The sequence below is a fragment of the Frigoribacterium sp. AC394 genome, assembly GCF_979258095.1.
The window spans coordinates 918,992-945,168 of sequence record NZ_OZ409834.1 but is presented as its reverse complement, the minus strand read 5'-3'; the positions used below and the strand labels follow the sequence as shown (position 1 = coordinate 945,168).

Here is a 26,177-nt window from a genome sequence, read left to right as displayed (position 1 = left end):
CCGGGAGCGACGGTCACCCCGTCGCTCCCGGCCCTCGCAACGCCTCCGGCCGCACGCCGACCCGACGTGCCCCGGCGCCCTACCCATCACCCGACCCGAGGTAGACACCTGAGATGAAGCTCGAACTGCGGGGCATCACGAAGCGCTTCGGCGCACTCACCGCCAACGACCACATCAGCCTGACCGTCGAGCCGGGTGAGATCCACTGCCTGCTCGGCGAGAACGGCGCCGGCAAGTCGACCCTGATGAACGTCCTCTACGGCCTGTATCAGGCCGACGAGGGCGACATCCTCCTGGACGACGTCGTCCAGGACTTCGCAGGCCCCGGCGATGCGATGGCCGCGGGCATCGGCATGGTCCACCAGCACTTCATGCTCGTCCCCGTGTTCACCGTGGCCGAGAACGTCATGCTCGGCCACGAGCAGACGAAGGCCGGCGGTCTGCTCGACCTGGCAGCCGCCCGGGCGAAGGTCCGGGAGATCAGCAGCCGCTTCGGCTTCGACGTCGACCCCGACGCGCTCGTCGAGGAGCTCCCCGTCGGCGTGCAGCAGCGGGTCGAGATCATCAAGGCCCTGTCGCGCGACGCCAAGGTGCTCGTCTTCGACGAGCCGACCGCAGTGCTCACCCCGCAGGAGACCGACGAGCTCATGGTCATCATGCGTCAGCTGCGCGACGCGGGCACGGCCATCGTCTTCATCACCCACAAACTGCGCGAGGTCCGCGAGGTCGCGACCCGCATCACGGTCATCCGTCTCGGCCAGGTCGTCGGCGAGGCCGAACCGAGCGCCTCGAACGCCGAGCTGGCCTCGCTCATGGTCGGTCGCGCCGTCGAGCTGACCGTGCAGAAGTCCCCGGCCGAGCCCGGCGACGCGGCTCTCGTGGTCGAGAACCTCCGTGTCGTCGACCCCATCGGGCAGGTCGTCGTCGACGACGTCTCGTTCGAGGTCCGCCGCGGCGAGATCCTCGCGATCGCCGGCGTGCAGGGCAACGGCCAGACCGAGCTGACCGAGGCCATCCTCGGCCTGCAGCCCCGGGTCGAGGGCCGCGTGTCGCTCGACGGCAACGACATCACGGGGCGCAGCGTCCGCCAGGTGCTCGACGCCGGCGTCGGCTTCGTCCCGGAGGATCGCAACCAGGACGGCCTCGTCGGCGAGTTCACCGTCGCCGAGAACCTCATGCTCGACCGCTCGCAGTCCGGTCCGTTCGTGAAGCGCGGCTCGCTGAAGCTCGCGCAGCTCGCCGCCTTCGCGGTCGAGAAGGTGCGCGAGTTCGACATCCGCACCCAGGGCATCGCCACTCCCGCGGGTCGCCTCTCGGGCGGCAACCAGCAGAAGGTCGTCCTGGCACGCGAGCTCAGCCGCGATCTGCGACTGTTCGTCGCCGCGCAGCCCACCCGGGGGATCGACGTCGGTTCGATCGAGTTCGTCCACAAGCGCATCGTCGAGACGCGCGATCGCGGCGTCCCCGTGATCGTCGTCTCGACCGAGCTCGACGAGGTCGCCGCACTGGCCGACCGCATCGCGGTGATGTACCGCGGAACGATCGTCGGCATCGTGCCGGCGAACACGCCCCGCGAGGTGCTGGGGCTCATGATGGCCGGCGAGATGCCGCACGGAACGGAGCAGGCAGCGTGAGCGACGCCACCACCACGACGCCGGGCACGACGCCCCCGAGCACGCCCGGCGCCACGCGCGGTGCAGGCGCCGAGGGCGGCGACTCGCGCGGGTCGCGCCTCCTGAGGGAGCTCACGACCGGCAACGCCGCGATCTCGGTGCTCGCCGTCGTGCTCGCCCTGATCGTCTCGGGTCTCCTGATCGGCTTCACCGATCAGGACGTCCAGAGCACGATGGGCTACTTCTTCTCCCGCCCGACGGACTTCCTCCAGGCCTTTGGGTCGGCGGTCGGCGGGTCGTACTCGTCGCTCTTCCAGGGCGCGGTGTACAACTTCCGGGTCGACGGCTTCGCGAACGGGATCCGGCCGCTGACCGAGACCCTCAACTACGCGGTGCCCCTGATCGCCGCCGGGCTCGGGGTCGCCGTCGCCTTCCGGGTCGGGCTGTTCAACATCGGCGCCCGTGGTCAGATGCTGATGGCGTCCGCCGCGGCCGGCTGGGTGGGCTTCTCGTTCCACCTGCCGCTCGCGCTGCACCTTCCCCTGGCCCTGGCGGCGGGCATCGCCGCCGGTGCCCTCTGGGGCGGCATCGTCGGACTCCTCAAGGCCCGCACCGGCGCCCACGAGGTGATCCTGACGATCATGCTGAACTACATCGCCTTCTACCTGCTGGCGTTCATGCTCCGCACGCAGGGTCTGCTCCAGGCCCCCGGCAGCAACAACCCGAAGTCGCCGGCGACCCTCGAGACGGCGATCCTGCCCGATCTGTTCGGTCCGAGCTACGGGCTGAACTGGGGCTTCATCCTCGTGATCGCGATCACCGCCGCCGTCTGGTGGCTGATCAACCGGTCGACGCTCGGCTTCCGGTTCCGGGCGGTGGGCGAGAACCCGCACGCGGCGCGCACCGCCGGCATGAACGTCAAGAACATCTACCTCTACGCGATGCTCATCTCGGGTGCGCTGGCCGGTGTCGCCGGGTCGACGCAGGTGCTCGGCACGCTCACCTCGGGCTTCACCTCGGGCATCGACGCCGGGATCGGCTTCGACGCCATCACCGTCGCCCTCCTCGGTCGTTCGCGCCCCTGGGGCGTCTTCGCGGCCGGCATCCTGTTCGGCGCCCTCAAAGCGGGCGGCTACTCGATGCAGGCGGCCAACGGCGTGCCGATCGACATCGTGCTCGTCGTGCAGTCCCTCATCGTGCTGTTCGTGGCGGCCCCGCCGCTCGTCCGCAGCATCTTCCGTCTGCCGGCCCCGGGCGCCCGTCCCGTGCGCAAGGCCTCGACCAAGGAGGCGGTGGTCACCAAGTGAGCACCCTCAGTCCCGACACCGCGGCACCCGCCGCCGCGTCGCCCGATCTGGCCCGTGCGGTGAGTCGCAGCTACAAGGCGCCCATCGCGTTCGCCATCTTCACGGTGATCGCCTTCGTCCTCTTCGTCGGCTTCGGACGCGACGGCTCGAGCACGTTCCGACTCGCCACGGCACGCGACTTCTTCGCCCTGCCCGACGCGGTGCTGCCCTCGGCCGCCACCGGCCTCGTGCTCTCGATCGTGCTCGCGCTCCTCACGGCCGCGTCGGTCGCCCTGGTCGTCCGGGCGCAGCGCGTGCCGATCTGGCTGGTGGCCGTCTTCGGCGTGCTCTTCCTGGTCGCCTTCCTGACCTGGACGAGCGCCGGCGCGACGATCCCCGTGCCCGGCCTGCTGCTCGGCGCACTGGCGCTCAGCACCCCGCTCATCTTCGGCGCCCTCGGCGGAGTCATCTCCGAGCGGGTGGGTGTCGTGAACGTCGCCATCGAGGGCCAGCTGCTGGCCGGAGCCTTCGTGTCGGCCCTCGTCGCCTCGGCGACCGGATCGGCGTACGTCGGTCTCGTCGGCGCCATGATCGCCGGCGTGCTCGTCTCGATGGTGCTGGCCGTCTTCAGCATCCGCTACATCGTCGACCAGGTCATCGTCGGCGTCGTGCTCAACGTCCTGGTGACGGGTCTGACCAGCTTCCTGTACTCGCAGGTGCTCGCCCGCTCCGAGTCGCTGAGCCGCGGTGTGCGGTTCCCGCAGCTGGACATCCCGGTGCTCAGCCAGATCCCGATCGTCGGGCCGGTGTTCTTCCGCCAGACGATCATCGTGTACCTGATGTACATCGCCATCGCGCTGGTGTTCTACGGGCTGTTCCGCACCCGCTGGGGTCTGCGCCTCCGGTCTGTCGGCGAGCACCCGCAGGCCGCCGACACGGTCGGCATCAAGGTCAACGCGACGCGGTTCTGGAACGTCTCGCTGGCCGGCGCCATCGCGGGGCTCGGCGGCGCGTACTTCACGCTCGGCTCGCTCGGCAACTTCCAGAAGGAGATGACGGCGGGCGCCGGCTTCATCGCACTGGCCGCGGTCATCTTCGGTCGCTGGGACCCGATCAGGGCCACTCTCGCGGCCCTCCTCTTCGGCTTCGCGAGCAATCTGCAGAACGTGCTCGGCGCCATCGGCTCGCCGGTCCCGAGCGAGTTCATGCTGATGCTGCCGTACATCGTGACCATCTTCGCCGTCGCCGGTCTCGTCGGGCAGTCCAGGGGTCCGGCGGCGTCCGGCAAGCCCTACATCAAGTCGTGAGCGTCGTCGAGAGCACCGACTGGGCCGCGCTCCGCGACGCCGCCCGTTCGGCGATGGCCAAGGCGTACGTCCCCTACTCGAAGTTCCCGGTGGGGGCGGCCGCGCTGACCACCGACGGCCGACTCGTGTCGGGGTGCAACGTCGAGAACGCCTCGTACGGCATCACGCTCTGCGCCGAGTGCTCGCTGGTCAGCGATCTGATCATGTCGGGCGGCGGGCGCCTCGTGGCCTTCGCCTGCGTCGACGGGAACGGCGACGTGCTCATGCCGTGCGGCAGATGCCGTCAGCTGCTCTACGAGCACTCCGACGCCTCGATGGTGCTCGACACCGTCTCGGGCTTCAAGACCATCGACGAGGTCATCCCCGACGCGTTCGGGCCCCGCCAGCTCGACGAGTTCAGGGACTCGCGACCGTAACCAGACCGCGCGGGGCGACCCGCGCCTCCTCGGTGCCCTGCTCCTCCCGTCGGTCTGACATCATTCCGGAGGCGCGCGACCGGATCCGGGGAGCCGCCAGCATCGAAGGAGAATCATGGCCAGCATCGTCGAACCGTTCGACACCGTCGACCTCATCCGCGTGAAGCGCGGGTCGGGCGAGCTCAGCACCGCCCAGATCGACTGGTTGATCGACGCGTACACCCGGGGCTACGTCGGCGACGAGCAGATGGCCGCGATGACGATGGCGATCTTCCTGAACGGGATGGAGCGCCGCGAGATCCGCGACATGACCCTCGCCATGATCCGCAGCGGCGAGACCATGGACTTCGCGGGTCTGGGCAAGACCACCGTCGACAAGCACTCGACCGGGGGAGTGGGCGACAAGATCACGCTGCCGCTCGCCCCGCTCGTGGCCTCGTTCGGCGTCGCCGTGCCGCAGCTCTCGGGTCGTGGTCTCGGTCACACGGGCGGCACCCTCGACAAGCTCGAGTCGATCCCCGGCTGGCAGGCGTCGATCTCGAACGACCGGATGCGCGAGATCATGGCCGACAGCGGCGCGGTCGTCTGCGCGGCCGGTTCGGGGCTCGCGCCGGCCGACGGCAAGCTCTACGCCCTGCGCGACATCACGGGCACGGTCGAGGCCATCCCGCTGATCGCGTCGTCGATCATGAGCAAGAAGATCGCCGAGGGCACCGCCGCTCTCGTGCTCGACGTGAAGTTCGGCTCGGGGGCGTTCATCCAGGACATCGACCAGTCGCGTCTGCTCGCCCGCACCATGGTCGACCTCGGGACGGACGCCGGCGTGGCCACGACCGCGCTTCTCACCGACATGAACGTCCCGCTCGGTCTCACCATCGGGAACGCGCTCGAAGTGCGCGAATCGGTCGAGACCCTCGCTGGCGGCGGTCCCGCCGACATCCGCGAGCTGACGGTCGCCCTCGCGCGCGAGATGCTCGCGTCGGCGGGTCTCCCCGACGCCGACGTCGAGGCCGCCCTCGACGACGGGCGCGCCATGGACGCCTGGAACCGCATGATCCGAGCACAGGGCGGCGACCCCGACGCCGACCTGCCCACGGCCCGTGAGACCCAGGTCGTGACCGCCGAGCGCTCCGGGTTCCTCACCGAGCAGCACGCCCTGCCGTTCGGCATCGCCGCCTGGCGGCTCGGTGCGGGGCGAGCGCGCAAGCAGGATCCTGTGCAGGCCGCCGCAGGCATCGAGCTGCACGCCAAGCCCGGCGACGCCGTCGTGGCGGGGCAGCCGCTCTTCACCCTGCACACCGACGAGCCGGAGCGGTTCGACCGCGCCCTCGAGGCCGTCCAGGGCGGCTGGGCCATCGGCGACGAGGCGCCGGCTGCGCGCCGCATCGTCGCGGAGCGCATCGCGTAGCAGGCGGCGTCCAGATCCGAGGTCGCGGGCGCGAGTAGATTGAGCCGTATGAGCGCACCGGACAAGGACTACCGCATGCCCGACGGGGGGCCGAGGCTCGCCTCGTTGCCGAAGGTGTCGTTGCACGACCACCTCGACGGCGGCCTCCGCCCCGAGACAGTCGTCGAGCTGGCCGCCGAGGCGGGTCTCGATCTGCCGGTGCAGGGCGGGGCGCAGGCTCTCGAACGCTGGTTCGTCGAGTCGGCGTCGGCCGGCAACCTCCCCGACTACCTCGCCACGTTCGACGTGACCGTCGGGGTCATGCAGACCGCCGCCGCGCTCGAGCGCGTGGCCCGCGAGTTCGTGCTCGACCTCGCGGCCGACGGCGTCGTCCACGCCGAGATCCGCTGGGCGCCCGAGCAGCACCTCCGCGGTGGTCTCTCCCTCGACGACGCCGTCGCCGCCGTCCAGTCGGGGATCGACGACGCGGTCGACGAACTCGCCGACTCCGGGCACGAGCTGTCGGTCGGTCAGATCCTGACCGCCCTGCGGCACGGCGACCGCTCACTCGAGATCGCCACGCTGGCGGTCCGGCACCGAGAGACGGGGGTCGTCGGCTTCGACATCGCAGGGCCCGAAGAGGGGCACCCGGCAGGGACGCACCGAGCCGCGTTCGACCTCCTGGCCCGCGAGTTCTTCCCCGTCACCGTGCACGCCGGCGAGGCCGACGGCCTCGACAGCATCCGCGGGGCCCTGCTCGACGGCCGGGCGCTGCGTCTCGGTCACGGGGTCCGCCTCGCAGAGGACATCCGGGTCGTCCGCAACCGCGGCGACCAGACGACCGTCGAACTGGGGCCCATCGCGGCGTGGGTCCGCGATCGCGAGATCGCACTCGAGCTGTCGCCGCAGTCGAACCTGCAGACCGGGGCGATCTCGGCCTGGGGCACCGACCTCGACGACCACCCGTTCGATCTGCTCTACCAGCTCGGCTACCGGGTGACGGTCAACACCGACAACCGCCTCATGAGCGGCACGAGCCTCAGTCGCGAGCTCGCCCTGCTGACGCAGGCGTTCGACTACTCGCTGTCCGACCTGCAGGCGTTCCAGCTGAACGCCGCCGCGGCGTCGTTCCTGACGCTCGAGGACCGCGACGACCTCGCCGACCGCATCGTGCGCGGCTTCGAGGCGGTCTGACGTGGCGCTGCCACCGCTGCCCGACAGCGCCATCGTCATCGCGACCCGGGTCGACGACTGGCGCGAGGCCGTCCACGTCGCCGGTGCGGCGCTCGTCGCCTCGGGCGCGGCCCTCGAGGGCTACGGCGACGAGATGGAGCGGATGATCGACGAGCACGGCCCGTACGTCGTCATCGCCCCGGGGCTCGCCCTGGCCCATGCGCGACCGGGTGACAGCGTCGTCCGCGACGGCCTCGCCGTCGTCACGCTCGCCGAGCCGGTGCCCTTCGGGCATCCGCACAACGACCCCGTCTCGGTCGTGCTGGGTCTCGCTCTCCCGACCGTCGGCGCCCATCTCGAGTCCGTCGCCGATCTCGCGAACGTCTTCAACGACGAGACGGTGATCCCGGCTCTGGCCGCAGCGACGACCGCGGACGAGATCAGACGCCTGATGGGCGTCCCGGCCTGAGCGCCGGCACCGACCCCTGCTGCACCGAGACGGAAGCCATGTCATGAAGATCGTCACCATCTGCGGGGCCGGCATCGGCAGCAGCGGAATCCTCAAGGTCAACGCCGAGCGCGTGCTCGCCCGTCTCGACATCGAGGCCGACGTGGTGGCCGCCGACATCGGCTCCATCTCGACGGTCGCCGACGACGCGCAGGTCATCCTGACCTCGGCCGAGTTCGTGGAGGCGATCGGCAGCACGTTCGCCGACGTGATCGTCATCCAGAACCACTTCGATCAGCAGGAGCTCACCGAGAAGCTGCAGAAGTCGCTCGGCTGAGCGACACCCGGGGCTGCGCGCCCCTGACCCTCAGGCCAGGAGCGCGCGCATCCCCGCCTCCAGGTCGGCGACCGCGGCCTCGGCGGCTGCGCGTCTGGAGATCGCATCGCCCTCCGTGCTCGAGGCGTCGATGTAGACCTTGAGCTTCGGCTCGGTGCCGCTCGGGCGCACGATGGCCCTCGAGCCGTCGGTCAGCCAGTACCGCAGGATGTCTCCGGCGGGGAACGCACCGAATCCGTCGCGGAAGTCGTCGATGCGGTCGACGCGACGAGAGCCGATCGTCGACGGCGGCGACTGCCGGAGGCGCGACGTGAGGGCGCCGATCGTCGCGAGGTCGTCGACGCGGAGGGAGACCTGCGCCGAGGCGTAGGCCCCGAACCGCTCGTCGAACGCGACGAGGTGCTCGGCCAGGCTGGAGCCCGCCGTGTGCAGCTCGGTGGCGAGGGCGAGCAGATCGACGGCCGCCGAGATGCCGTCCTTGTCGCGGACGACCTCGGGGTCGACGAGGTAGCCGAGCGCCTCCTCATAGCCGTAGAGGAGCCCGCCGACCCGTGACACCCATTTGAAGCCGGTGAGGGTGTCGGCGTAGTCGAGGTCGTAGACCCGGGCGATCTCGCGGAGCGCCGGCGACGAGACGATGCTCGCCGCGAGCGTGCCGTCGGAGTCGGTGCTCCGTGCGCGTTCCGCAGCGCGCCAGCCGAGGATCGCTCCGACCTCGTTGCCGCTCAGTCGACGCCAGCCGCCCTCGGACGGCACGGCGACGGCGAGACGGTCGGCGTCGGGGTCGTTCGCGATGATCAGGTCGGCGCCGACCCGGTCGGCCGTCGCGAAGGAGAGGTCCATCGCGCCGGGCTCCTCCGGGTTGGGGAACGCGACCGTGGGGAACGCCGCGTCGGGGGCGCTCTGCTCGCTGACGGGGATCGGCTCGGCGAACCCGGCCGTCGCGAACACCCGGCGCGCGACCTCCCAGCCGACGCCGTGCAGGGCCGTGTAGACCACCCTCGGCTGGCGGCCCGTCGAGGAGGTGCCGGCGACGGCTGCCGTCCGTCGGACGTACTCCATGACGAGGTCGTCACCCGCCACGCGGTAGTCGTCGGATCGGGAGATGTCGGCGACCGACGACCGCGCGGCCTCGTCGATGCGGGCGGCGATCTCGCCGTCGACGGGCGAGACGATCTGCGATCCGTCGTCGACGCCGCCGAGGTAGACCTTGTAGCCGTTGTCCTGCGGCGGGTTGTGACTCGCCGTGACCATCACGCCGGCGCTGACGTCGAGCTGACGGACGGCGAAGGCGAGCACGGGGGTGGGGAGCGCCCGCGGGAGGATCGTGGCGCGGACGCCCGCGGCGGCCATGATCTCGGCGGTGTCGCGGGCGAACACGTCGGAGTTCTTGCGGCCGTCGTAGCCGATGACGATCGACGGCTCGCTCTCGCGCCCGGTCAGGAACGCCGCGAAACCGGCGGCGGCCTGGGCGACGAGCACGCGGTTCATGCGCTGCGGACCGGCCCCGAGGGCTCCGCGCAGCCCGGCCGTGCCGAACTGGAGGCGCCCGGCGAAGCGGTCGCCGAGGTCGCCGGCCGCGTCGGCGTCACCGTCGCGGGCCCGCGTGATCAGCGCGTCGAGCTCGTCGCGGGTCTCGGCGTCAGGGTCCTGGTCGCGCCAGGCGACGGCGAGGGCGAGCAGTGCGTCGTCGCCGGACACCGCGCCGTCGGTCTGCGCGGTGCGGCTCACAGCGCGGCCACGATGCGGGCGAGGAGGTCGCTGATCACGGGCTCGGCCTCGCGACCGGCCTCGAGCACCTCCTGGTGGCTGAGCGGCGTGGTCTGGATGCCGGCCGCGAGGTTGGTGATGAGCGACATGCCGAGGATCTCCATGCCGGCCTGACGGGCCGCGATCGCCTCGAGCGCCGTCGACATGCCGACGATGTGACCGCCGATGGCCTTGGCCATCTGCACCTCTGCGGGGGTCTCGTAGTGCGGCCCGCGGAACTGCGTGTACACGCCCTCGTCGAGAGAGGGGTCGATCGACCGGGCGACGTCGCGCAGCCGCTTCGAGTAGAGATCGGTCAGATCGATGAACGTCGCGCCCTCGAGGGGCGAGTCGGCCGTGAGGTTGATGTGATCGCTGATCAGGACGGGAGTGCCGGGCTTCCACGTCTCGCGGATGCCGCCGGCGCCGTTCGTGAGGATCATCGTGGTGGCCCCAGTCGCTGCGGCGGTGCGGACGCTGTGCACCACCCGGCGGACGCCGTGGTTCTCGTAGTAGTGCGTGCGGGCGCCGATCACGAGCGCGTGCTTGCCCGACGGCAGCAGGATGCTGCGGATCGAGCCCGTGTGACCCACGACCGCGGATGCGCTGAAGCCGGTGATCTCGGTGGCGGGGACCTCGGCGACGGTCTCACCGATCAGGTCGGCGGCCTTGGCCCAGCCGCTGCCCAGGGTCAGGGCGATGTCGTGGTGGGCGACGCCGGTCTTGTCGGCGATCTCGGCGGCGGCGGTGCGGGCGACCTCGAAGGGGTCTGCGGCGCGGTCGTCGAGCGGGTGCATGGGGGTCTCGGACATGCCCACCACTCTAGAGTCTGCGGCCCTCCCGACCTGCTCGACCCGCGCCTCCTCGGCGCTCCACCCCCGAGTCGGGATGCGCTGCACCGAATCGGGGGAGGAGGGCGCTGGGCGATCAGTCGATGCTGAGCAGGACGTGACCCGACGAGACGGTCTGGCCGACCGTGGCGTCGATGCCCGAGACGACGCCGTCGCGGTGGGCGGCGACGGGCTGCTCCATCTTCATGGCCTCGAGCACGAGCACGAGGTCGCCCTTGACGACCTGCTGACCCTCGGTCACGGCGAGCTTCACGACGGTGGCCTGCATCGGCGACGTGACCGACGAGCCGGTCGCCGTCACGACGCCGGAGCGGGAGGCCCCACGGCGCTTCGGGGCGACCGTAGGAGGCGCGGTGCGGGCGCCGAGACCGGCGGGCAACGAGACCTCGACCCGCTTGCCACCCACCTCCACGACGACGGTCGTGCGCTCGTCGTCGGGTCGCGGGGCCTCGGCCTCGCCGCTCCAGGCGGGGATGGTGTTGTCGAACTCGGTCTCGATCCAGCGGGTGTAGATCGAGAACGGGGCTCCGTCGGCCGGCGCGAAGGCCGGATCGTCGACGATCGCGCGGTGGAACGGGAGGACGGTGGGGAGGCCGGCGACCTCGAACTCGGCCAGGGCTCGGCGCGAACGCTCGAGCGCGACCTCGCGGGTGGGGCCGGTGACGATCAGCTTGGCGAGCAGCGAGTCGAACGAGCCGCTGATCTCGTCGCCGGCCTGCACGCCGCTGTCGACGCGCACGCCCGGCCCGCCAGGGGCCTTGAAGACGTGGACCGGGCCGGGGGCGGGCATGAAGCCGCGACCGGCGTCCTCGCCGTTCACCCGGAACTCGAAGGAGTGCCCGCGGGCGATGGGGTCGTCGTAGTCGAGCACGCCGCCCTCGGCCAGACGGAACTGCTCGCGGACGAGGTCGATGCCGGTGACCTCCTCGGAGACGGGGTGCTCGACCTGCAGGCGCGTGTTCACCTCGAGGAACGACACCGTGCCGTCCATGCCGATGAGGAACTCGCAGGTGCCGGCGCCGACGTAGCCCACCTCGCGGAGGATGGCCTTCGACGACTCGTACAGCTTGGCGGTCTGCTCGTCCGTCAGGAACGGCGCGGGGGCCTCCTCGACGAGCTTCTGGTGCCGACGCTGCAGCGAGCAGTCGCGGGTCGACACGACGACGACGTTGCCGTGCTCGTCGGCGAGGCACTGGGTCTCGACGTGTCGCGGCTGGTCGAGGTACTTCTCGACGAAGCACTCGCCCCGGCCGAACGCCGCGACGGCCTCGCGGGTCGCCGAGTCGAACATCTCGGGGACCTCGTCGCGGGTCCGCGCGACCTTGAGGCCGCGACCGCCGCCGCCGAAGGCCGCCTTGATGGCCACGGGGAGTCCGTGCTGGTCGACGAACGCGAGCACCTCGTCGGCACCCGAGACGGGGTTGAGCGTGCCGGGGGCGAGGGGCGCGCCCACGCGCTCGGCGATGTGCCTCGCGGAGACCTTGTCGCCGAGCTGCTCGATGGCCTCGGGCGACGGCCCGATCCAGACGAGTCCGGCCGCCTGGACCTGGCGGGCGAAGTCGGCGTTCTCTGCCAGGAAGCCGTAGCCGGGGTGCACGGCGTCGGCGCCCGAGCGCCGGGCGACCGAGAGGATCTTCTCGATGACGAGGTAGGTCTCGGCGCTCGTCGAGCCGTCGAGCGCGTAGGCCTCGTCGGCGAGGCGGGCGTGCTGAGCATCGCGATCCTGGTCGGCGTAGACGGCGACGGAGCCGATGCCGCTGTCACGCGCGGCCCGGATCACCCGGACGGCGATCTCTCCACGGTTGGCGATGAGGACCTTGCTGATACGCGGCATAGTCCCTCAGCCTATTGGGCACCTCTCACCGGTCTTTGGCTGACGTGCACAAAAAGGCGTGGGAGGCGCGTGACGAGTTCTACAAGAGACCCGAGGTCGACGAGTTCCAGAGCTCGTGCCACGGCACGCCGAACCCGCGCACCATGGCTCGGAGCTCGGGCAGCGACAGGCCGACGACGGCACTCGGCGTCCCGTCGATGCGCGTGATGAAGGCGGCCGCTCGCCCGTCGATGGTGAAGGCCCCGGCCACCTCGAGGGGCTCGCCCGTGGCGACGTAGGCGGCGAGCTCGTCGGGGTCGAGATCGTCGGCGAAGGTGAGCGTCGCGCTCGCGACCCGACCCGCGCCTCCTTCGGGGTGCTCGGGGCTCCGACGGGGCGCCCCGCCCCGGTGGTCGATCAGCCAGTGACCCGACCAGAGGGTGCCGTGACCGATCTCGGCCATCCGCCGCCAGCGCTCGAGGGCGATCGCGGGCTCGTGGGGCTTGCCGTGCACCTCGCCGTCGAACTCGAAGGCGGAGTCGCCGCCGAGGACGAGCCCGTCGAGGGGGAGGCCGTCGCGCCGGGTGTCGAGCACCGCCTCGGCTTTCGCCCTCGCCAGCAGCGCGACCGTCTCGGCCGCGGTCAGCGCCCGACCCTCCGAAGCCTCGGCGACGGCGACCGCCGCCTCCTCGTCGACCCCGGGGCTGATCAGGACGGGTTCGATGCCCGCCGACCGGAGCAGCGACAGACGGGCCGGGGAGGTGCTCGCCAGGAAGAGGGGAACGGTCATGTCGACCAGCCTGTCAGACTCGTCGTATGGGAGACATGCAGGGCCGAGAGGTCGAACTGGACGTGACGGGCATCGCACACGGAGGGATCTCGGTGGCGCGACTGGACGGCCGCGTCGTCTTCGTCTCGGACACGCTGCCGGGCGAGCGGGTCGTGGCGCGCATCACGGAAGACCGCAAGAAGTCGTTCTGGCGTGCCGAGACCGTGTCGGTCGTCGAGGCGAGCGAGCACCGCAGGCCTCACGTCTGGTCCGCCGCCGCGGTCGAGGTCGACCCCTCGGCGCGGGCCGGCGGCGCCGAGTTCGGACACATCGACCTGGCCCATCAGCGCGAGCTCAAGAGGCAGGTGCTCCGCGATGCGCTGACGCGCACCGGCGGTCTCGACGCCGAGCGGGCCGACGTCGAGGTCGCGGCCCTGCCGGGCGACGACGAGCGCGGCGGCACCGGCTGGCGCACGCGCGTGCGGCTGCACGTCGACGCCGACGGACGGACGGGGCCCTACGCGGCACGGTCGCACACGGTCGTGCAGGTCGACGACCTCCCGCTCGCGACTCCCGAGCTCGTCGAGGCGGCGCCGCTCGGCGACGTCTTCCCGGGTGAGGCCCACATCGACGTGCTGGCCCCGAGCGTCGGCGGCGCCCGTCTGGTCATCGGCGACCAGTCGCGCACCACGATCTACGAGACGGTCGGCGACCGCGAGTTCCGACTCGACGACCGGGGCTTCTGGCAGGTGCACCGCGAGGCCGCCACGACGCTGACGAAGGCCGTCCAGCAGTCGATCCGACCCGACTTGTTCGACCCGAAGGCCGCGAACCTCGACCTCTACGGCGGTGTCGGCCTGCTCGCCGCGGCCGTCGGCGACGCCTTCGGCCCGGGGACCCGCATCACCAGCGTCGAGAGCGACGAGCGCGCCACCGAGCACGCGTCGGAGAACCTCACGGACTGGCTCGGCGCCTCGGCGGTGACCGGGCGGGTCGAGCGCTGGATCCGTCAGACCGCCGCCCAGGCGGGATCGCTCGACCGCGGTCGTCACGCCGCCTCGACCGTCGTGCTCGACCCGCCGCGATCGGGCGCCGGTCGGGACGTCGTCACGGAGATCGCCGGGCTCGCACCGGCCCAGATCGTCTACGTCGCGTGCGACCCGGTCGCCCTGGCCCGCGACATCGCCCTGTTCCGCGACCTCGGGTACGACGTCGACGCGCTCACCGCGTACGACCTCTTCCCGAACACCCACCACGTCGAGACGGTCGCACGGCTCGTCCGAGCCTGACCCGCGGACGCGGACCCGGAGCCCCGGCCGATATGCCGATACGATGGCCCCCGTGCACGCCCGGGGATTCCAGGGGCCCGGACGCACGCCGAGCGAAGGAACACCGTGTCTGAGACATCGACTGATCCGAACAAGCCCGCCCCGACGACCGTGCCCGTGCGCGTCGCGATCGTCGACGATCACGAGTCGGTGCGGCTGGGCATCCAGGCGGCGTGCCAGAACGAGGGCTTCGAGGTCGTGCTGACGGCCGCCGGCGTGCAAGAGCTCGTCGAGAACCTCTCTGGCCGTGAGGTCGACGTCGTCGTGCTCGATCTGTCGCTCGGCGACGGGTCTACCGTCACCGAGAACGTCAAGCGCGTCCAGGCGACCGGCTCGGCCGTCCTGGTGCACAGCATCGCCGACCGCGTCGCGTCCGTCCGCGAGGCGCTCGCCGCCGGCGCCGCCGGCGTCATCCCGAAGTCGTCCGCCACGAAGACGGTCATGGCCGCCGTCGCGACGGTGGCCCGCGGCGACGTGCTGAACAACCTCGAGTGGGCGAGCGCGATCGACGCCGACCGCGACTTCGCGAAGGCGCAGCTCGGACGGCGCGAGCGCGAGATCCTGCACCTCTACGCCTCGGGACTGCCGCTCAAGCTCGCCGCGCAGCAGCTCGGCATCGGGTACTCGACCGCGCGCGAGTACCTCGACCGGATCCGCGTCAAGTACGTCGAGGTGGGTCGTCCCGCTCCGACCAAGGTCGACCTGCTGCGCCGTGCCGTCGAGGACGGAATCCTCCCCGGTCTCGACGCGGACGGCGGGGATGGTCGCTGACCAGGCCTCCGTCGGGCCGACGGCGCCGCCGCGTCCGTCACGGAACCCGATCAGTCGGGCGCTCCTCGAGAAGGTCGTGGGCCGGGTCGTCGGGGCCGGCGGCATCGTCTTCGGCGTGCAGACCATCCCGTCGATGGTCGACCAGATCGGGTCCATGCAAGAAGCGTGGGCGTGGTTCATCGGCATCTCGATCTTCGGCGGGTTCGTCGCCGTCGCCGTCGCGAGCATCGTCGTCCGCGGCGCCGAGACCGCTGCGGCCTTCGTCGCCATCTCGTACCTCATCGCGCTGATCACCTGGCCGCTGGCGGTGAACGACCCCAGCGCGGTGCAGACGTCGGTGCCGTGGCTCTGGTACCTCTGCACCGTCGCGACGGCTGCGGCCGCGTACGCGTTCACAGCCTGGATCGCGGTCGGGTACCTGTTCGTCGCCCCGCTGGTCTACGGCCTGATCCGTCTGACCCCCTCAGGAGGCGCGGTGTCGCTGGCGCACGCCGCCCTCGACTCGACCTACGCCGTGCTGCTCGGGGGAGCCGTGCTCATCCTGGTCGTGATCCTGCGGCAGGCGGCCGCCAACGTCGATGCGGCGCAGGCTCTCGCCGTCGCGCGCTACTCGAACGCCATCCGCGAGCACGCGACGGAGCTCGAGCGGGTGCAGGTGGACGCGATCGTGCACGACAGCGTCCTCACGACGTTCATCCAGGCCGCTCGCGCCTACTCGCCCGACGAGCGCGTCCTGGCGACGAACATGGCCCGGAACGCCGTGGCGCACCTCGCCTCCGCGGCGGCGGCGACGCCGTTCGACGAATCGACGACGACCCTCGAGTCCCTGCGCGAGCGGCTCGCCGTCGTGAGCTCCGAGATGGGGGTGTCGGTCGATCTGAAGGTCGGCGACCTCATGGGGTGCAGCGTCCCGTCCGCCGCGGCCGAGGCCCTGTACAGCGCCGCCGTGCAGGCCCTCGTCAACAGCTCGCAGCACGCCGGCCACGGGGACGGGGTCCGTCGATGGGTCGGCATCCACTCGGGCCCGGACGGCGGGGCTCTGATCGAGGTCGGCGACACCGGGCACGGCTTCGACCCCGCCGTGGTCCCCGGGGAGCGCCTCGGCGTCCGGGTCTCCATCGTCGAGCGCCTGCGGAACGCCGGCGGACGTGCCTGCATCGACTCGCGGCCGGGCGACGGCACGATCGTCCGTCTGCTGTGGCCGAGCGGCGACATCACCCCGCCGTTGCCGGGACGGCTCTCATGAGGGTCTCCGTGCCGCGATGGCTCATCGTGCTGCTGGCCGCCGTCTTCTCCTGCTACCACCTCGTGCTGGCCTCGGTCTCGCTCGACCGGTTCGACGATCCCTGGCCCGTCGTCGCCTGCATGGTCGCGTACGCGGCGGCGACCGTCGCCGCGCTCTGGCCGGGCAGGGGGCCGGCGATGCCCGTCTGGATCGCGGCCTTCGCACTGGCGGTGAGCATCGTCATCCCGTTGCAGATCACGTCGCAGCTCGACGCCGCGGGGAGGAACGGCTACGCCACGTGGTACGTGGCCGCGATCGGCACCTTGATGGTCATAGTCGCCACGCGTCGCCGGCAGGCGTTCGCCTGGCTCGGGGTGGGTTTCATGGCGCTGCACGGTGCGGCCTGGAGCGGAGCCGACACCCTCGCCGATCTCGGCGTGATCGGCAGCGTGACCTGGGTCGCGTTCGCCACCGCCATGTCGTCGTCGTTGACGCGGGCGAGTCGCGAGACGCGGGAGTTCATCCTCGCCGAGCACGAGGCGGCCGACTGGCAGGCGGCCCAGGAGGCCCATGTCAACGAGCGTCAGTACCGCCTGCTGCAGACCGGACGGACGGCCCGTCCGATGCTGCTCGCCATCGTGTCTCAGGACGGCGATCTGAGCGCCGACCAGCGGCGGGAGTGCTTGAACCTCGAGGGGGCCATCCGAGACGAGATCCGCGGTCGCCGTCTGCTCGACGACGACGTGCGGCGCGAGGTGATGGCGGCTCGTCGGCGCGGCGCGGTCGTGAGCTTGCTCGACGAGGGGGGTCTCGACGACGTCGACGGTGCCGATCTGGCGCGCATCCACCGGACGCTGGCCGATGCGCTGCACGATTCGGTCGCCGATCGCATCGTCATCAGGACGGTGCCGGGCGGGGGCGACCACGCCGTGACCGTCGTCGGGCTCGGATCGCCCGATCCGAGTTCGAGCGCCCTGGGGCGTGGCTTCTCGAGCACGTCGGACGACGACGACGAGGGCGACGACGACGAGGTCCAGCTCTGGCTGCAGATCCCGAGGACCCTCTCGGCCTGAAGGCCCGAAAGAAGAAGGGCCGGACGATGTCCGGCCCTTCTTGAAGATTTCGGATCAGGGCGGCAACCCGAATGCCGCCCTGACCCGCCCCCGATTGAGAACCCGCTTACCCTAGTTGATTCTCAAACGGTGGTGCGACTCGAAGAGTTACACCTAGCAAGAACAATGATGCCCGTCGTCGCACCGAGTGCAAAGTCGACATTTAGGGGGACAACCAGGGGACGATCACCCCGTCTACCCCTGTTCGGGTGGCCGGAACGGTGCCGATGCGCCGGGATGTCGACCCTGAGTCGCGTGATCGCGCGGGGGACAACGGCGCCGGGGAGGCGCGGGTCCGGTCGATCAGCCCGAGAACGAGCGCCAGTGGCCCGGTCCGACGGCCAACGGCCCCCGGGGGCGACGCCTCGACCGCGTCCACGCCGATTCGGGCTGCGGCACGAGGAGGGTGGCCTGCTGTGCGGCCGCCGCGGCCTCGCCAGCCGCCAGGACGGCCGTGATGGCCGCGAGCTCGTCATCGGTGGGACGCCCCGAGACGACGGTCAGCATGACGGGCAGGGTGGGCGCGGGATCGGCGAGGACCTCGTGCGGATCTCCGTCGACCGGGAGCGCGGCGTGCCGTCCGCTCACAGGGGGATGTTCCCGTGCTTCTTCGCGGGCTGTGCGGCCCGCTTCGTGCGGAGGGCGCGAAGGGCCTTGATGACGGCCACGCGGGTGGCGGACGGCTCGATGACCCCGTCGAGCTCGCCGCGCTCGGCTGCGAGGAACGGACTCGCGACGTTGTACGTGTACTCCTTCGCCAGGCGGCTGCGAACGGCCGCGACGTCCTCGCCCGCGGCCTCCGCGGCCTTGATCTCGTTGCGGTAGAGGATGTTCACGGCGCCCTGGCCGCCCATCACGGCGATCTCGGCCGTCGGCCAGGCGAGGTTGATGTCGGCGCCGAGCTGCTTCGAACCCATCACGATGTAGGCCCCGCCGTACGCCTTGCGGGTGATCACGGTCACCAGCGGCACCGTCGCCTCGGCGTAGGCGTAGAGCAGCTTCGCCCCGCGCCGGATCACGCCGGTCCACTCCTGATCGGTGCCCGGCAGGTAGCCGGGGACGTCGACGAGGGTGAGGATGGGGATGCCGAAGGCGTCGCAGAACCGCACGAAGCGGCTGGCCTTCTCGCCGGCCTCGATGTTCAGGGTGCCGGCCATCGCCGAGGGCTGGTTCGCGATGATGCCGACCGAGCGGCCCTCGACGCGGCCGAAGCCGATCACGATGTTCGGTGCGAACAGCGGCTGGACCTCGAGGAACTCGCCGTCGTCGACGACGTGCTCGATGACGGTCATCACGTCGTAGGGCTGGTTCGGGCTGTCCGGGATGATCGTGTCGAGCGCGCGGTCGTGGTCGGTGGTCTCGAGCTCGACGGCCCGGTCGAACACCTGCGGTTCGGACAGGTTGTTGTCGGGCAGGTACGACAGCAGCGAGCGTGCGTAGTCGAGCGCGTCGTCCTCGTCGCTGGCGAGGTAGTGCGACACCCCGCTGATCTTGTTGTGCGTCAGGGCGCCGCCGAGCTCCTCGAAGCCGACGTCCTCTCCGGTGACCGTCTTGATGACGTCGGGGCCGGTGACGAACATGTGGCTCGTCTTGTCGACCATGATGACGAAGTCCGTCAACGCGGGGGAGTACACCGCGCCTCCGGCGGCCGGGCCCATGATCAGCGAGATCTGCGGGATGACACCCGACGCGGCCGTGTTCAGACGGAAGATCTCGCCGTACTTGCCGAGGGCGACGACCCCCTCCTGGATGCGGGCTCCGCCCGAGTCGAGGATGCCGAGGATCGGGACGCCGGTCTTCAGGGCGAGTTCCATCACCTTGATGATCTTCTCGCCGGCGACCTCGCCGAGGGACCCGCCGAAGATGGTGAAGTCCTGGCTGTAGACGGCCACCTGGCGACCGTGGATCGTGCCGGTGCCCGTCACCACGGCGTCACCGTAGGGGCGCTTCGCCTCCATGCCGAAGGCGTGCGTGCGGTGGCGGACGAACTCGTCGAGCTCGACGAACGAGCCGGGGTCGAGCAGCTGGTCGATGCGCTCGCGAGCGGTCTTCTTGCCCTTGGCGTGCTGCTTGGCGACGGCCGCCTCGCCGCTGGCCGTCACGGCCTCGTGGTACCTCGCCCTGAGGTCGGCCAGCTTGCCCGCGGTGGTGTGCAGGTCGGGCTCGGTGCCGGCGGTGGTCTCGGGGGAGGGCGTCGTGTCGGAGGTCACCCGCCTCACTCTACTGACCACGTCGTCCGACACCGTTGGAGGTTTCCACGCGTGGGGAGTGGCGTCCGTGGTGGATTCCGTGAACGTCCGAGACCGCGACGCTTAGGCTGAGTCGATGACCTTCCCTCTCAGCTCGGCACGGAGCCCGTTCTTCGAGCACGTCGAGACGACGGGATCCACCAACGCAGACCTCGTCGCGCGAGCGGACTCCCGGCACGGCGGCGTAGTGGCGACGCTCCGCCAGACCGCGGGCCGGGGTCGACTCGACCGTTCGTGGTCGGCGCCCGCCGACGAGACCCTCGCCGCGAGCGTGCTGCTCGACGCGAAGGGGCTCGACGGGTCGTCCCTGGGCTGGCTGCCGTTGCTCGCCGGAGTGGCGATGCGCGCCTCCCTCCGCTCCCTGGTGCCTCCGGGTCGCGGCGAGGTCGGCCTCAAGTGGCCGAACGACGTGCAGGTGGACGGCCGGAAGATCTGCGGCGTGCTGGCCGAGGCCCGACCGGACGGCGCCGTCGTGATCGGGGTGGGCGTCAACCTCACCGTGCCGGCGGAACGCCTGCCGACTCCGACCTCCACCTCTCTCTCGCTGCACGGGGTCGACGGCGCCGCCTCCGACCTCGCCGACCGGGTGCTGGCCGCGTTCCTCGACGAGACCCTCGGTCTCTTCGAGGCCCTCGTCGAACACGAGGGCGACGCGATGGCGGCGGGACTCCACGCCCGCGTCACGACGGACTGCTCGACGCTGGGCCGCGACGTCCGGGTCGAGCTGCCCGACGGCACCGATCTGCACGGCGTCGCCGTCGCGATCGACCCGACCGGGCGACTGGTCGTCCGACCCCGCACGGGGGCCGATGCGGCGGTGTCCAGCGGCGACGTCACCCATCTGCGCTATGAATGACCCCATGAGCACCGCCGACCAGCAGGCCCCCGAGGCCGTCGTCGCGCGCCTCCGACCGCACTCCCGGGTCATGTTCTGGCCGTCGATCGGACTCGTCGCGGTCTGCGCGGCGACGGGATACTTCGGCGGACGCTTCGACGCCGACTGGCAGAACACGCTGGTCTTCGCGGCAGCCGGGGTGATCATCGTGCTGGTCTGGCTCGTCCCGCTGCTGGTCTGGCTCGGACGGCACTACGTCATCACGACCCGACGGATCATCCTCCGCCGCGGCCTCGTCGTCAGGACCCGTCAGGAACTGCTCCACAGCCGAGGCTACGATTTGACGGTCAGGAAGAACGGCGTGCAGAGTCTCTTCCGCAGCGGGGACGTGCTCATCAACAGCGGTCTCGATCGGCCGGTCGTGTTGTGGGACGTGCCGGGCGCGGATCTCGTGCAGTCCACTCTTCACGACATGATGGAAGCGAACACGAACTCCGTCGCCCAGCGACGGCAACACGATCAGTCCGCCCCGGCGGACGGGTCGTCCTTCTGGAACGGCGACTAGACCCGTTCCACCCCTCGAACCACAAAAGGTGTCTCCATGCGTATTTCTGTGATCGGTTGCGGCTACCTCGGCGCCGTGCACGCGGCCTGCATGGCCGAGCTCGGGCACGAGGTCGTCGGCATCGACGTCGACGAGCACAAGGTCGCCGAGCTGGCGGCGGGCCGCGCCCCGTTCTTCGAGCCGGGCCTCCCCGAGGTGCTCGGCCGGGCGCTCGAATCCGGTCGGCTCCGCTTCTCGACGGATCTCGCCGACGCCGCGGGCGCCGAGATCCACTTCGTCGCCGTCGGCACGCCGCAGACCAAGGGCAGCCATGCCGCCGACCTCACCTACGTGAACGCGGCGGTCGAAGGGCTCCTCCCGCACCTGTCCGACGGCGACCTCGTCGTGGGCAAGTCGACCGTCCCGGTCGGGACGGCGAGTCGCCTCGCCGAGCTGGTGCGCGCCTCCTCAGGGGCGGATCTGGCCTGGAACCCCGAGTTCCTCCGCGAGGGCTTCGCGGTCAAAGACACCCTCACCCCCGACCGCTTCGTCTACGGCGTCGCACGAGGTGAGGCCGGCGAGCGGGCCACCGCCCAGCTCGACGCCGTCTACGCCACCGCGCTCGCGGCCGAGACGCCGCGTCTGGTCACCGACTACGCCACGGCCGAGCTCGTGAAGGTCTCGGCCAACGCGTTCCTCGCCACGAAGATCTCGTTCATCAACGCCATGGCCGAGGTCGCGGAGGCGACCGGCGCCGACGTCACGCAGCTCGCCGACGCCATCGGCTACGACGCGCGCATCGGCCGCAAGTTCCTCAACGCCGGCATCGGCTTCGGCGGCGGCTGCCTCCCGAAGGACATCCGGGCGTTCCAGGCCCGAGCCGACGAGCTCGGTCTCGACTCGCTCGCCTTCCTGGCCGACGTCGACGCCATCAACCTCCGTCGTCGCGATCGCGTCGTCGCCCTCGCGGGTGACCTCGTCGGCGACCTCGCCGGTGCCCGCGTGGCGGTGCTGGGGCTGGCCTTCAAGCCGAACAGCGACGACATCCGCGACTCGCCCGCGCTCGACGTCGCGCGTCGCCTCCGGGCGAGCGGCGCGATCGTCACCGCCTTCGATCCCGAGGCCAACGCCACGGCCGGTCGCGTCGCGCCCGAGCTCGAGTACGCCACCGACGTCGAGTCCGCGCTCCGCGACGCGGACGTCGTGCTCGTCCTCACCGAGTGGACGGAGTTCCGCGAGCTCGATCCGGTCGTCGTGGCCGGTCTCGTGTCGCACGCTCGCGTCGTCGACGGCCGCAACACGCTCGACTCCGTGGCCTGGCGTGCAGCCGGCTTCGACTACAGGGGACTCGGCCGACCCTGAGCCTCGACGCCGGTCCGCGCGGGGTGGAACACCCAGAGCTTGTAGAGCGTGAACCGGAAGACCGAGCCCAAGGCGAGGCCGACGACGTTGCTCGAGACGTTGTCGGCCGCCGCTGAGTGGAATCCCAGCACGTAATGGGACACCCCGAGGCAGGCCAGCCCGATCAGGAGACCTCCGAGCGCCACGCCGAAGAACTCGGCGGCCTCGCGGAGGGCGCGGCTGCGTCGCGTCGCGCGGAACGTCCAGTACCGGTTGCCCAACCAGACGACGACGATCGCGATGACTCCGGAGGCGACCTTGGCGAGGAGCGGCCCGGCTGCGATGCGCTCCGGGTCGAAGACCGTCGCCCGGAACACGTTGAACAGACCCAGGTCGACGACGACACCGAGGGCGCCGACGGTGCCGTAGCGGACGAGCTGGAGGGCGAGCCGGCGCATGCGCCTCCTCGGGGTATCGGCCAAGATGGGGAGGGCTCGACGAGCCCGGAAGATTCTACCGCGCCCCTCTCGGACCGGCCCCGCGCCGGGTCCGGGACGGACGCCCGCATCGAGGAGACACCATGGCCTACCGGATCGGCGTGATCGGAGGCGGGCAGCTGGCCCGCATGATGGTCCCCCCGGCCATCCATCTCGGACTCGACATCCGCGTCCTGGCCGAGACGGAGGGCAGCTCGGCGCGCCTCGCCGCGACGCAGGTGGGTGACTACCACGAGGTCGAGACGGTCCTCGCCTTCGCCCGCGACGTCGATGCGGTGACCTTCGACCACGAGCACGTCCCGCAGGACGTCCTCCGGGCACTCGTCGACGCCGGCGTCGCCGTCCACCCGTCGCCCGAGGCGCTGGCCGTCGCGCAGGACAAGATCGTCATGCGCCGTCGGCTCAGCGAGCTGGGTCTGCCCGTGCCCGACTGGGCGGCCGTGCGCGACGCCGAGGCGCTCGGCCGGTTCCTGGCGGAGCACGGCGGCAGCGCGGTCGTCAAGACGGCCCGCGGCGGCTACGACGGCAAGGGCGTGCGGGTCGTCCGCCAGGCCGACGGCGCTGACGACTGGTTCGCCGACCTGGCCGACGGAGAGGCACTGCTCGTGGAGGAGCTGGTCGACTTCCGCCGCGAGCTCGCTCAGTCGGTAGCCCGCCGTCCGAGCGGTCAGATCGTCGCCTGGCCCCTCGTCGAGAGCGTGCAGAGCGACGGCGTCTGCGCCGAGGTCATCGCGCCGGCGCCGAAGAGCGCGGGTCGTCTGGCGGAGGCCGCCGAGGCCATCGCCCGCACGGTGGCCGAGCGGCTCGGGGTCACGGGCGTGCTGGCCGTCGAGCTGTTCGAGACCGACGACGACCGCCTGCTGATCAACGAGCTGGCGATGCGCCCGCACAACACCGGGCACTGGACGATCGACGGATCGACGACGAGTCAGTTCGAGCAGCACCTCCGTGCGGTCCTCGATCTGCCCCTCGGCGACACGAGACCGCACGACGCCTGGAGCGTCATGGTGAACGTCCTCGGCGGGCCCGAGCAGGGCACCCTCTCCGAGCGGCTCCCCGCGCTCATGGCGGATCACCCGTCGGTCAAGGTGCACGACTACGGCAAGGACCCGCGTCCCGGTCGCAAGGTCGGGCACGTGACGGCGACGGGCGACGACCTCGACGAGGCGACCTACCGGGCGCGCGCCGGTGCGGCGTTCTTCGAGGGCTGACGCTATCCTCTAGCTCGTGTCCGACCCGAACCGCGCCTCCTTCGCCCCCTCCGTCGCGAACGATCCCGGCACGCCGCCGCGGGTCGCGATCGTCATGGGCTCCGACAGCGACTGGCCGACGATGCGCAGCGCGTCCGAGATCCTCTCCGAGTTCGGCGTCCCCCACGAGGTCGAGGTCGTGTCGGCGCACCGCACCCCCGACAAGATGATCCGGTTCGGACGCGAGGCCGCGGGGCGCGGTCTGAGCGTCGTCATCGCGGGTGCAGGAGGCGCGGCGCATCTCCCGGGGATGCTCGCCTCGGTCACCACCCTGCCCGTCATCGGCGTGCCCGTCGCCCTGGCGAAGCTCGACGGCCTCGACTCCCTGCTCTCGATAGTGCAGATGCCGGCGGGCATCCCGGTCGCGACGGTCTCCATCGGCGGGGCGGCCAACGCCGGACTCCTCGCGGCGCGCATCCTCGGGGTCTCCGATCCCGATCTCGCCGCCCGGCTGGCGGACTACGCGACCAGTCTCGGCGAGCTCGTCGAGGAGAAGAACACGGCCCTGCAGCGGTCGCTGTGAGCGCCACCCTGCCGGTGCGGAACCCCGACCTCGGGTCGGAGTCGTTCATGACCCGGCGGGCCTGGGTGCTGGTCGTGCTGAACGTGCTCGTGCCGGGCTCCGCCCAGGTGCTGGCGGGGAACCGCCGGCTCGGTCGGATCGGGCTCGCCTCGACGCTGGTGTTCTGGGCCGTACTGGTCGTCGTGCTGCTCTCGGCGCTGTTCTTCCGCCGCCCGCTGATCGAGATGGCGACGAGCGTCGTGGCGCTGACCGTCGTCCAGGTCTACCTGATCTACTTCGCGGTGCTGTGGGTCGTGCTGACCCTCGACACCCTGCGACTCCTGCGGTTCGTGCGGACGAATCCGACGTCACGGGGCTTCCTGGCGGGGGCGATGGCGCTGCTGCTCTTCGTGACGGTCGGGCCGGCCGCCTGGGGCGCCTACCTGTCGGGTGTTCAGCATGGTCTGCTCAGCGACCTCTTCACGTCGCAGGCCCAGGCGGCCGACCCCGTGGACGGTCGCTACAACATCCTGCTGCTCGGCGGCGACGCCGGTGCCGACCGGACGGGCCTCCGGCCCGACAGCATCTCGGTCGCGAGCATCGACGCCGAGACGGGGGCCGCGACGCTGATCGGCATCCCTCGCAACCTCTACAACGCGCCGTTCTCCGAGGGGTCGCCTCTCTGGGGCGCCTACCCCGACGGGTACTCCTGCGGTGACGACTGCCTCATCAGCTACCTGTACACCTACGGCGAAGAGCATCCCGAGCTGTATCCCGACGCCGAGCGGAACGGCTCGAACGCCGGGGTCGAGGCCATGCGCGACGCCGTCTCCGGCGTCACCGGTCTGACCCTCCAGTACTACGTGCTGATCGACATGGAGGGCTTCGCCCAGCTGATCGACGCCCTCGGCGGCATCGAGGTCGACAACACCGAGGGGCGTCTGCCCATCAACGGCGGCGTCGACGCGGCCGGTCAGCCCGTCAACGTCGACGGCTGGATCGAGCCCGGCAGGCAGACCCTCGACGGCTACCACGCCCTCTGGTACGCCCGGGCCCGGCACGGCTCGGACGACTACCACCGGATGGCTCGTCAACGCGAGGTGCAGCAGGCTCTCCTCACGCAGTTCCAGCCGGCCACGGTGCTGGCCAAGTTCCAATCCGTCGCGAGCGCCGGGGTGCAGACGGTCGACACCGACATCCCCCGAGGGGCCCTCGGCGCGTTCGTCGAACTCGCGCTCAAGACCAAGGGCCAGGACATCTCCGACCTCGAGATCGTCCCGCCGACCTACGACAACGTCTATCCCGACTTCTCGGTGATCCGCACCGATGTCGCCGCGGCGACCGCGTCGACCGGAGGCTGAGCGCCCGACCCCC

Annotated in this window: 25 protein-coding genes; 18 read left to right on the top strand and 7 right to left on the bottom strand. The window is 71.1% G+C overall.

Annotated features, from left to right (window positions below; translation table 11 throughout):
* The first annotated feature begins 113 nt into the window (after window positions 1–113).
* The 8 genes from ACZZY9_RS04265 (at window position 114) to ACZZY9_RS04230 (ending at window position 7,967) form a co-directional block, all read left to right on the top strand.
* On the top strand, window positions 114–1,634 hold the full coding sequence (locus ACZZY9_RS04265) for an ABC transporter ATP-binding protein (RefSeq protein WP_192058584.1): 1,521 nt from the start codon (window positions 114–116) through the stop codon (window positions 1,632–1,634).
* Window positions 1,631–2,920, top strand: a complete 1,290-nt coding sequence (locus tag ACZZY9_RS04260) for an ABC transporter permease (RefSeq protein WP_463463120.1) — start codon at window positions 1,631–1,633, stop codon at window positions 2,918–2,920. The genes ACZZY9_RS04265 and ACZZY9_RS04260 overlap by 4 nt, the downstream gene beginning before the upstream one ends.
* A complete protein-coding gene (locus tag ACZZY9_RS04255) occupies window positions 2,917–4,206 on the top strand; it encodes an ABC transporter permease (RefSeq protein WP_463463119.1) in 1,290 nt (429 codons plus the stop codon). Before ACZZY9_RS04260 ends, ACZZY9_RS04255 begins: the two co-directional genes overlap by 4 nt.
* Window positions 4,203–4,622 (top strand): cytidine deaminase, encoded by a 420-nt coding sequence (locus ACZZY9_RS04250; protein ID WP_308196149.1) that lies wholly within the window; start codon window positions 4,203–4,205, stop codon window positions 4,620–4,622. The genes ACZZY9_RS04255 and ACZZY9_RS04250 overlap by 4 nt, the downstream gene beginning before the upstream one ends.
* Window positions 4,623–4,737: 115 nt before the next feature.
* A complete protein-coding gene (locus ACZZY9_RS04245) occupies window positions 4,738–6,030 on the top strand; it encodes a thymidine phosphorylase (RefSeq protein ID WP_192058577.1) in 1,293 nt (430 codons plus the stop codon).
* Window positions 6,031–6,078: 48 nt separating this feature from the next.
* The gene (locus ACZZY9_RS04240) at window positions 6,079–7,203 is read left to right on the top strand and encodes an adenosine deaminase (RefSeq protein WP_463463118.1); all 1,125 of its coding nucleotides are present in this window, start codon (window positions 6,079–6,081) and stop codon (window positions 7,201–7,203) included.
* Between the two features lies 1 nt (window position 7,204).
* On the top strand, window positions 7,205–7,651 hold the full coding sequence (locus ACZZY9_RS04235) for a PTS sugar transporter subunit IIA (protein ID WP_192058573.1): 447 nt from the start codon (window positions 7,205–7,207) through the stop codon (window positions 7,649–7,651).
* Between the two features lie 43 nt (window positions 7,652–7,694).
* A complete protein-coding gene (locus tag ACZZY9_RS04230) occupies window positions 7,695–7,967 on the top strand; it encodes a PTS sugar transporter subunit IIB (protein WP_192058570.1) in 273 nt (90 codons plus the stop codon).
* Window positions 7,968–7,997: 30 nt separating this feature from the next.
* Here the strand turns inward: ACZZY9_RS04230 and ACZZY9_RS04225 are convergent, their stop codons facing one another.
* The 4 genes from ACZZY9_RS04225 to ACZZY9_RS04210 all read right to left on the bottom strand — a co-directional run bounded on the left by ACZZY9_RS04225 (window position 7,998) and on the right by ACZZY9_RS04210 (window position 13,170).
* Window positions 7,998–9,698: a phospho-sugar mutase gene (locus ACZZY9_RS04225; protein WP_463463117.1), complete on the bottom strand. Its 1,701-nt coding sequence runs from the start codon at window positions 9,696–9,698 to the stop codon at window positions 7,998–8,000.
* Complete coding sequence (locus tag ACZZY9_RS04220) at window positions 9,695–10,528, bottom strand: purine-nucleoside phosphorylase (RefSeq protein ID WP_463463116.1); 834 nt, start codon at window positions 10,526–10,528, stop codon at window positions 9,695–9,697. The genes ACZZY9_RS04225 and ACZZY9_RS04220 overlap by 4 nt, the downstream gene beginning before the upstream one ends.
* A gap of 115 nt (window positions 10,529–10,643) precedes the next feature.
* The gene (locus ACZZY9_RS04215) at window positions 10,644–12,401 is read right to left on the bottom strand and encodes an acetyl/propionyl/methylcrotonyl-CoA carboxylase subunit alpha (RefSeq protein WP_463463115.1); all 1,758 of its coding nucleotides are present in this window, start codon (window positions 12,399–12,401) and stop codon (window positions 10,644–10,646) included.
* 79 nt (window positions 12,402–12,480) lie between these two features.
* Window positions 12,481–13,170 (bottom strand): Maf family protein, encoded by a 690-nt coding sequence (locus tag ACZZY9_RS04210; protein ID WP_463463114.1) that lies wholly within the window; start codon window positions 13,168–13,170, stop codon window positions 12,481–12,483.
* 26 nt (window positions 13,171–13,196) lie between these two features.
* Here ACZZY9_RS04210 and ACZZY9_RS04205 point away from each other — a divergent pair, with 26 nt between their 5' ends.
* The 4 genes from ACZZY9_RS04205 (at window position 13,197) to ACZZY9_RS04190 (ending at window position 17,546) form a co-directional block, all read left to right on the top strand.
* Window positions 13,197–14,438 (top strand): class I SAM-dependent RNA methyltransferase, encoded by a 1,242-nt coding sequence (locus ACZZY9_RS04205; RefSeq protein WP_463463113.1) that lies wholly within the window; start codon window positions 13,197–13,199, stop codon window positions 14,436–14,438.
* Between the two features lie 105 nt (window positions 14,439–14,543).
* Window positions 14,544–15,248: a response regulator transcription factor gene (locus ACZZY9_RS04200; RefSeq protein WP_463463112.1), complete on the top strand. Its 705-nt coding sequence runs from the start codon at window positions 14,544–14,546 to the stop codon at window positions 15,246–15,248.
* Window positions 15,238–16,494, top strand: coding sequence for an ATP-binding protein (locus ACZZY9_RS04195; protein ID WP_463463111.1), 1,257 nt, complete (start codon window positions 15,238–15,240; stop codon window positions 16,492–16,494). Before ACZZY9_RS04200 ends, ACZZY9_RS04195 begins: the two co-directional genes overlap by 11 nt.
* An 8-nt stretch (window positions 16,495–16,502) precedes the next feature.
* Complete coding sequence (locus ACZZY9_RS04190) at window positions 16,503–17,546, top strand: hypothetical protein (protein ID WP_463463110.1); 1,044 nt, start codon at window positions 16,503–16,505, stop codon at window positions 17,544–17,546.
* Window positions 17,547–17,888: 342 nt separating this feature from the next.
* Here the strand turns inward: ACZZY9_RS04190 and ACZZY9_RS04185 are convergent, their stop codons facing one another.
* Window positions 17,889–18,173, bottom strand: a complete 285-nt coding sequence (locus ACZZY9_RS04185) for an acyl-CoA carboxylase subunit epsilon (RefSeq protein ID WP_463463109.1) — start codon at window positions 18,171–18,173, stop codon at window positions 17,889–17,891.
* Window positions 18,170–19,795 (bottom strand): acyl-CoA carboxylase subunit beta, encoded by a 1,626-nt coding sequence (locus ACZZY9_RS04180; RefSeq protein ID WP_192058550.1) that lies wholly within the window; start codon window positions 19,793–19,795, stop codon window positions 18,170–18,172. The genes ACZZY9_RS04185 and ACZZY9_RS04180 overlap by 4 nt, the downstream gene beginning before the upstream one ends.
* Before the next feature lie 115 nt (window positions 19,796–19,910).
* Between ACZZY9_RS04180 and ACZZY9_RS04175 the strand changes: the two genes are divergently transcribed.
* Genes ACZZY9_RS04175 through ACZZY9_RS04165 form a run of 3 tightly spaced genes read left to right on the top strand, consistent with a single transcriptional unit; the run spans window position 19,911 to window position 22,575 of the window.
* The gene (locus tag ACZZY9_RS04175) at window positions 19,911–20,690 is read left to right on the top strand and encodes a biotin--[acetyl-CoA-carboxylase] ligase (protein ID WP_463463108.1); all 780 of its coding nucleotides are present in this window, start codon (window positions 19,911–19,913) and stop codon (window positions 20,688–20,690) included.
* A gap of 4 nt (window positions 20,691–20,694) precedes the next feature.
* Window positions 20,695–21,234, top strand: coding sequence for a PH domain-containing protein (locus tag ACZZY9_RS04170; RefSeq protein WP_463463107.1), 540 nt, complete (start codon window positions 20,695–20,697; stop codon window positions 21,232–21,234).
* Between the two features lie 36 nt (window positions 21,235–21,270).
* Window positions 21,271–22,575, top strand: a complete 1,305-nt coding sequence (locus tag ACZZY9_RS04165) for a UDP-glucose dehydrogenase family protein (RefSeq protein WP_463463106.1) — start codon at window positions 21,271–21,273, stop codon at window positions 22,573–22,575.
* Here the strand turns inward: ACZZY9_RS04165 and ACZZY9_RS04160 are convergent.
* Window positions 22,551–23,012, bottom strand: a complete 462-nt coding sequence (locus ACZZY9_RS04160; protein WP_463463105.1) for a GtrA family protein — start codon at window positions 23,010–23,012, stop codon at window positions 22,551–22,553. The two genes, ACZZY9_RS04165 and ACZZY9_RS04160, sit on opposite strands and share 25 nt — an antisense overlap.
* A gap of 122 nt (window positions 23,013–23,134) precedes the next feature.
* On the opposite strand from ACZZY9_RS04160, the gene ACZZY9_RS04155 reads away from it, so the two are divergent.
* Genes ACZZY9_RS04155 through ACZZY9_RS04145 form a run of 3 tightly spaced genes read left to right on the top strand, consistent with a single transcriptional unit; the run spans window position 23,135 to window position 26,164 of the window.
* Window positions 23,135–24,262: a 5-(carboxyamino)imidazole ribonucleotide synthase gene (locus tag ACZZY9_RS04155; RefSeq protein ID WP_463463104.1), complete on the top strand. Its 1,128-nt coding sequence runs from the start codon at window positions 23,135–23,137 to the stop codon at window positions 24,260–24,262.
* A 16-nt stretch (window positions 24,263–24,278) separates the two neighbouring features.
* Entirely contained in the window at window positions 24,279–24,824 is a 546-nt protein-coding gene (purE, locus tag ACZZY9_RS04150; RefSeq protein WP_463463103.1) for a 5-(carboxyamino)imidazole ribonucleotide mutase, read from the top strand.
* A complete protein-coding gene (locus tag ACZZY9_RS04145; protein ID WP_463463102.1) occupies window positions 24,821–26,164 on the top strand; it encodes an LCP family protein in 1,344 nt (447 codons plus the stop codon). Before purE ends, ACZZY9_RS04145 begins: the two co-directional genes overlap by 4 nt.
* Window positions 26,165–26,177: the final 13 nt, after the last annotated feature.

Bases quoted from the DNA above. Each gene is read 5' to 3' on its own strand.
- ACZZY9_RS04265 (WP_192058584.1), top strand. From the start codon at position 114: ATGAAGCTCGAACTGCGGGGCATCACGAAGCGCTTCGGCGCACTCACC.
- ACZZY9_RS04245 (WP_192058577.1), top strand. From the start codon at position 4,738: ATGGCCAGCATCGTCGAACCGTTCGACACCGTCGACCTCATCCGCGTG.
- ACZZY9_RS04240 (WP_463463118.1), top strand. From the start codon at position 6,079: ATGAGCGCACCGGACAAGGACTACCGCATGCCCGACGGGGGGCCGAGG.
- ACZZY9_RS04230 (WP_192058570.1), top strand. From the start codon at position 7,695: ATGAAGATCGTCACCATCTGCGGGGCCGGCATCGGCAGCAGCGGAATC.
- ACZZY9_RS04220 (WP_463463116.1), bottom strand. From the start codon at position 10,528: ATGTCCGAGACCCCCATGCACCCGCTCGACGACCGCGCCGCAGACCCC.
- ACZZY9_RS04215 (WP_463463115.1), bottom strand. From the start codon at position 12,401: ATGCCGCGTATCAGCAAGGTCCTCATCGCCAACCGTGGAGAGATCGCC.
- ACZZY9_RS04210 (WP_463463114.1), bottom strand. From the start codon at position 13,170: ATGACCGTTCCCCTCTTCCTGGCGAGCACCTCCCCGGCCCGTCTGTCG.
- ACZZY9_RS04205 (WP_463463113.1), top strand. From the start codon at position 13,197: ATGGGAGACATGCAGGGCCGAGAGGTCGAACTGGACGTGACGGGCATC.
- ACZZY9_RS04195 (WP_463463111.1), top strand. From the start codon at position 15,238: ATGGTCGCTGACCAGGCCTCCGTCGGGCCGACGGCGCCGCCGCGTCCG.
- ACZZY9_RS04175 (WP_463463108.1), top strand. From the start codon at position 19,911: ATGACCTTCCCTCTCAGCTCGGCACGGAGCCCGTTCTTCGAGCACGTC.
- ACZZY9_RS04170 (WP_463463107.1), top strand. From the start codon at position 20,695: ATGAGCACCGCCGACCAGCAGGCCCCCGAGGCCGTCGTCGCGCGCCTC.
- ACZZY9_RS04165 (WP_463463106.1), top strand. From the start codon at position 21,271: ATGCGTATTTCTGTGATCGGTTGCGGCTACCTCGGCGCCGTGCACGCG.
- ACZZY9_RS04160 (WP_463463105.1), bottom strand. From the start codon at position 23,012: ATGCGCCGGCTCGCCCTCCAGCTCGTCCGCTACGGCACCGTCGGCGCC.
- ACZZY9_RS04155 (WP_463463104.1), top strand. From the start codon at position 23,135: ATGGCCTACCGGATCGGCGTGATCGGAGGCGGGCAGCTGGCCCGCATG.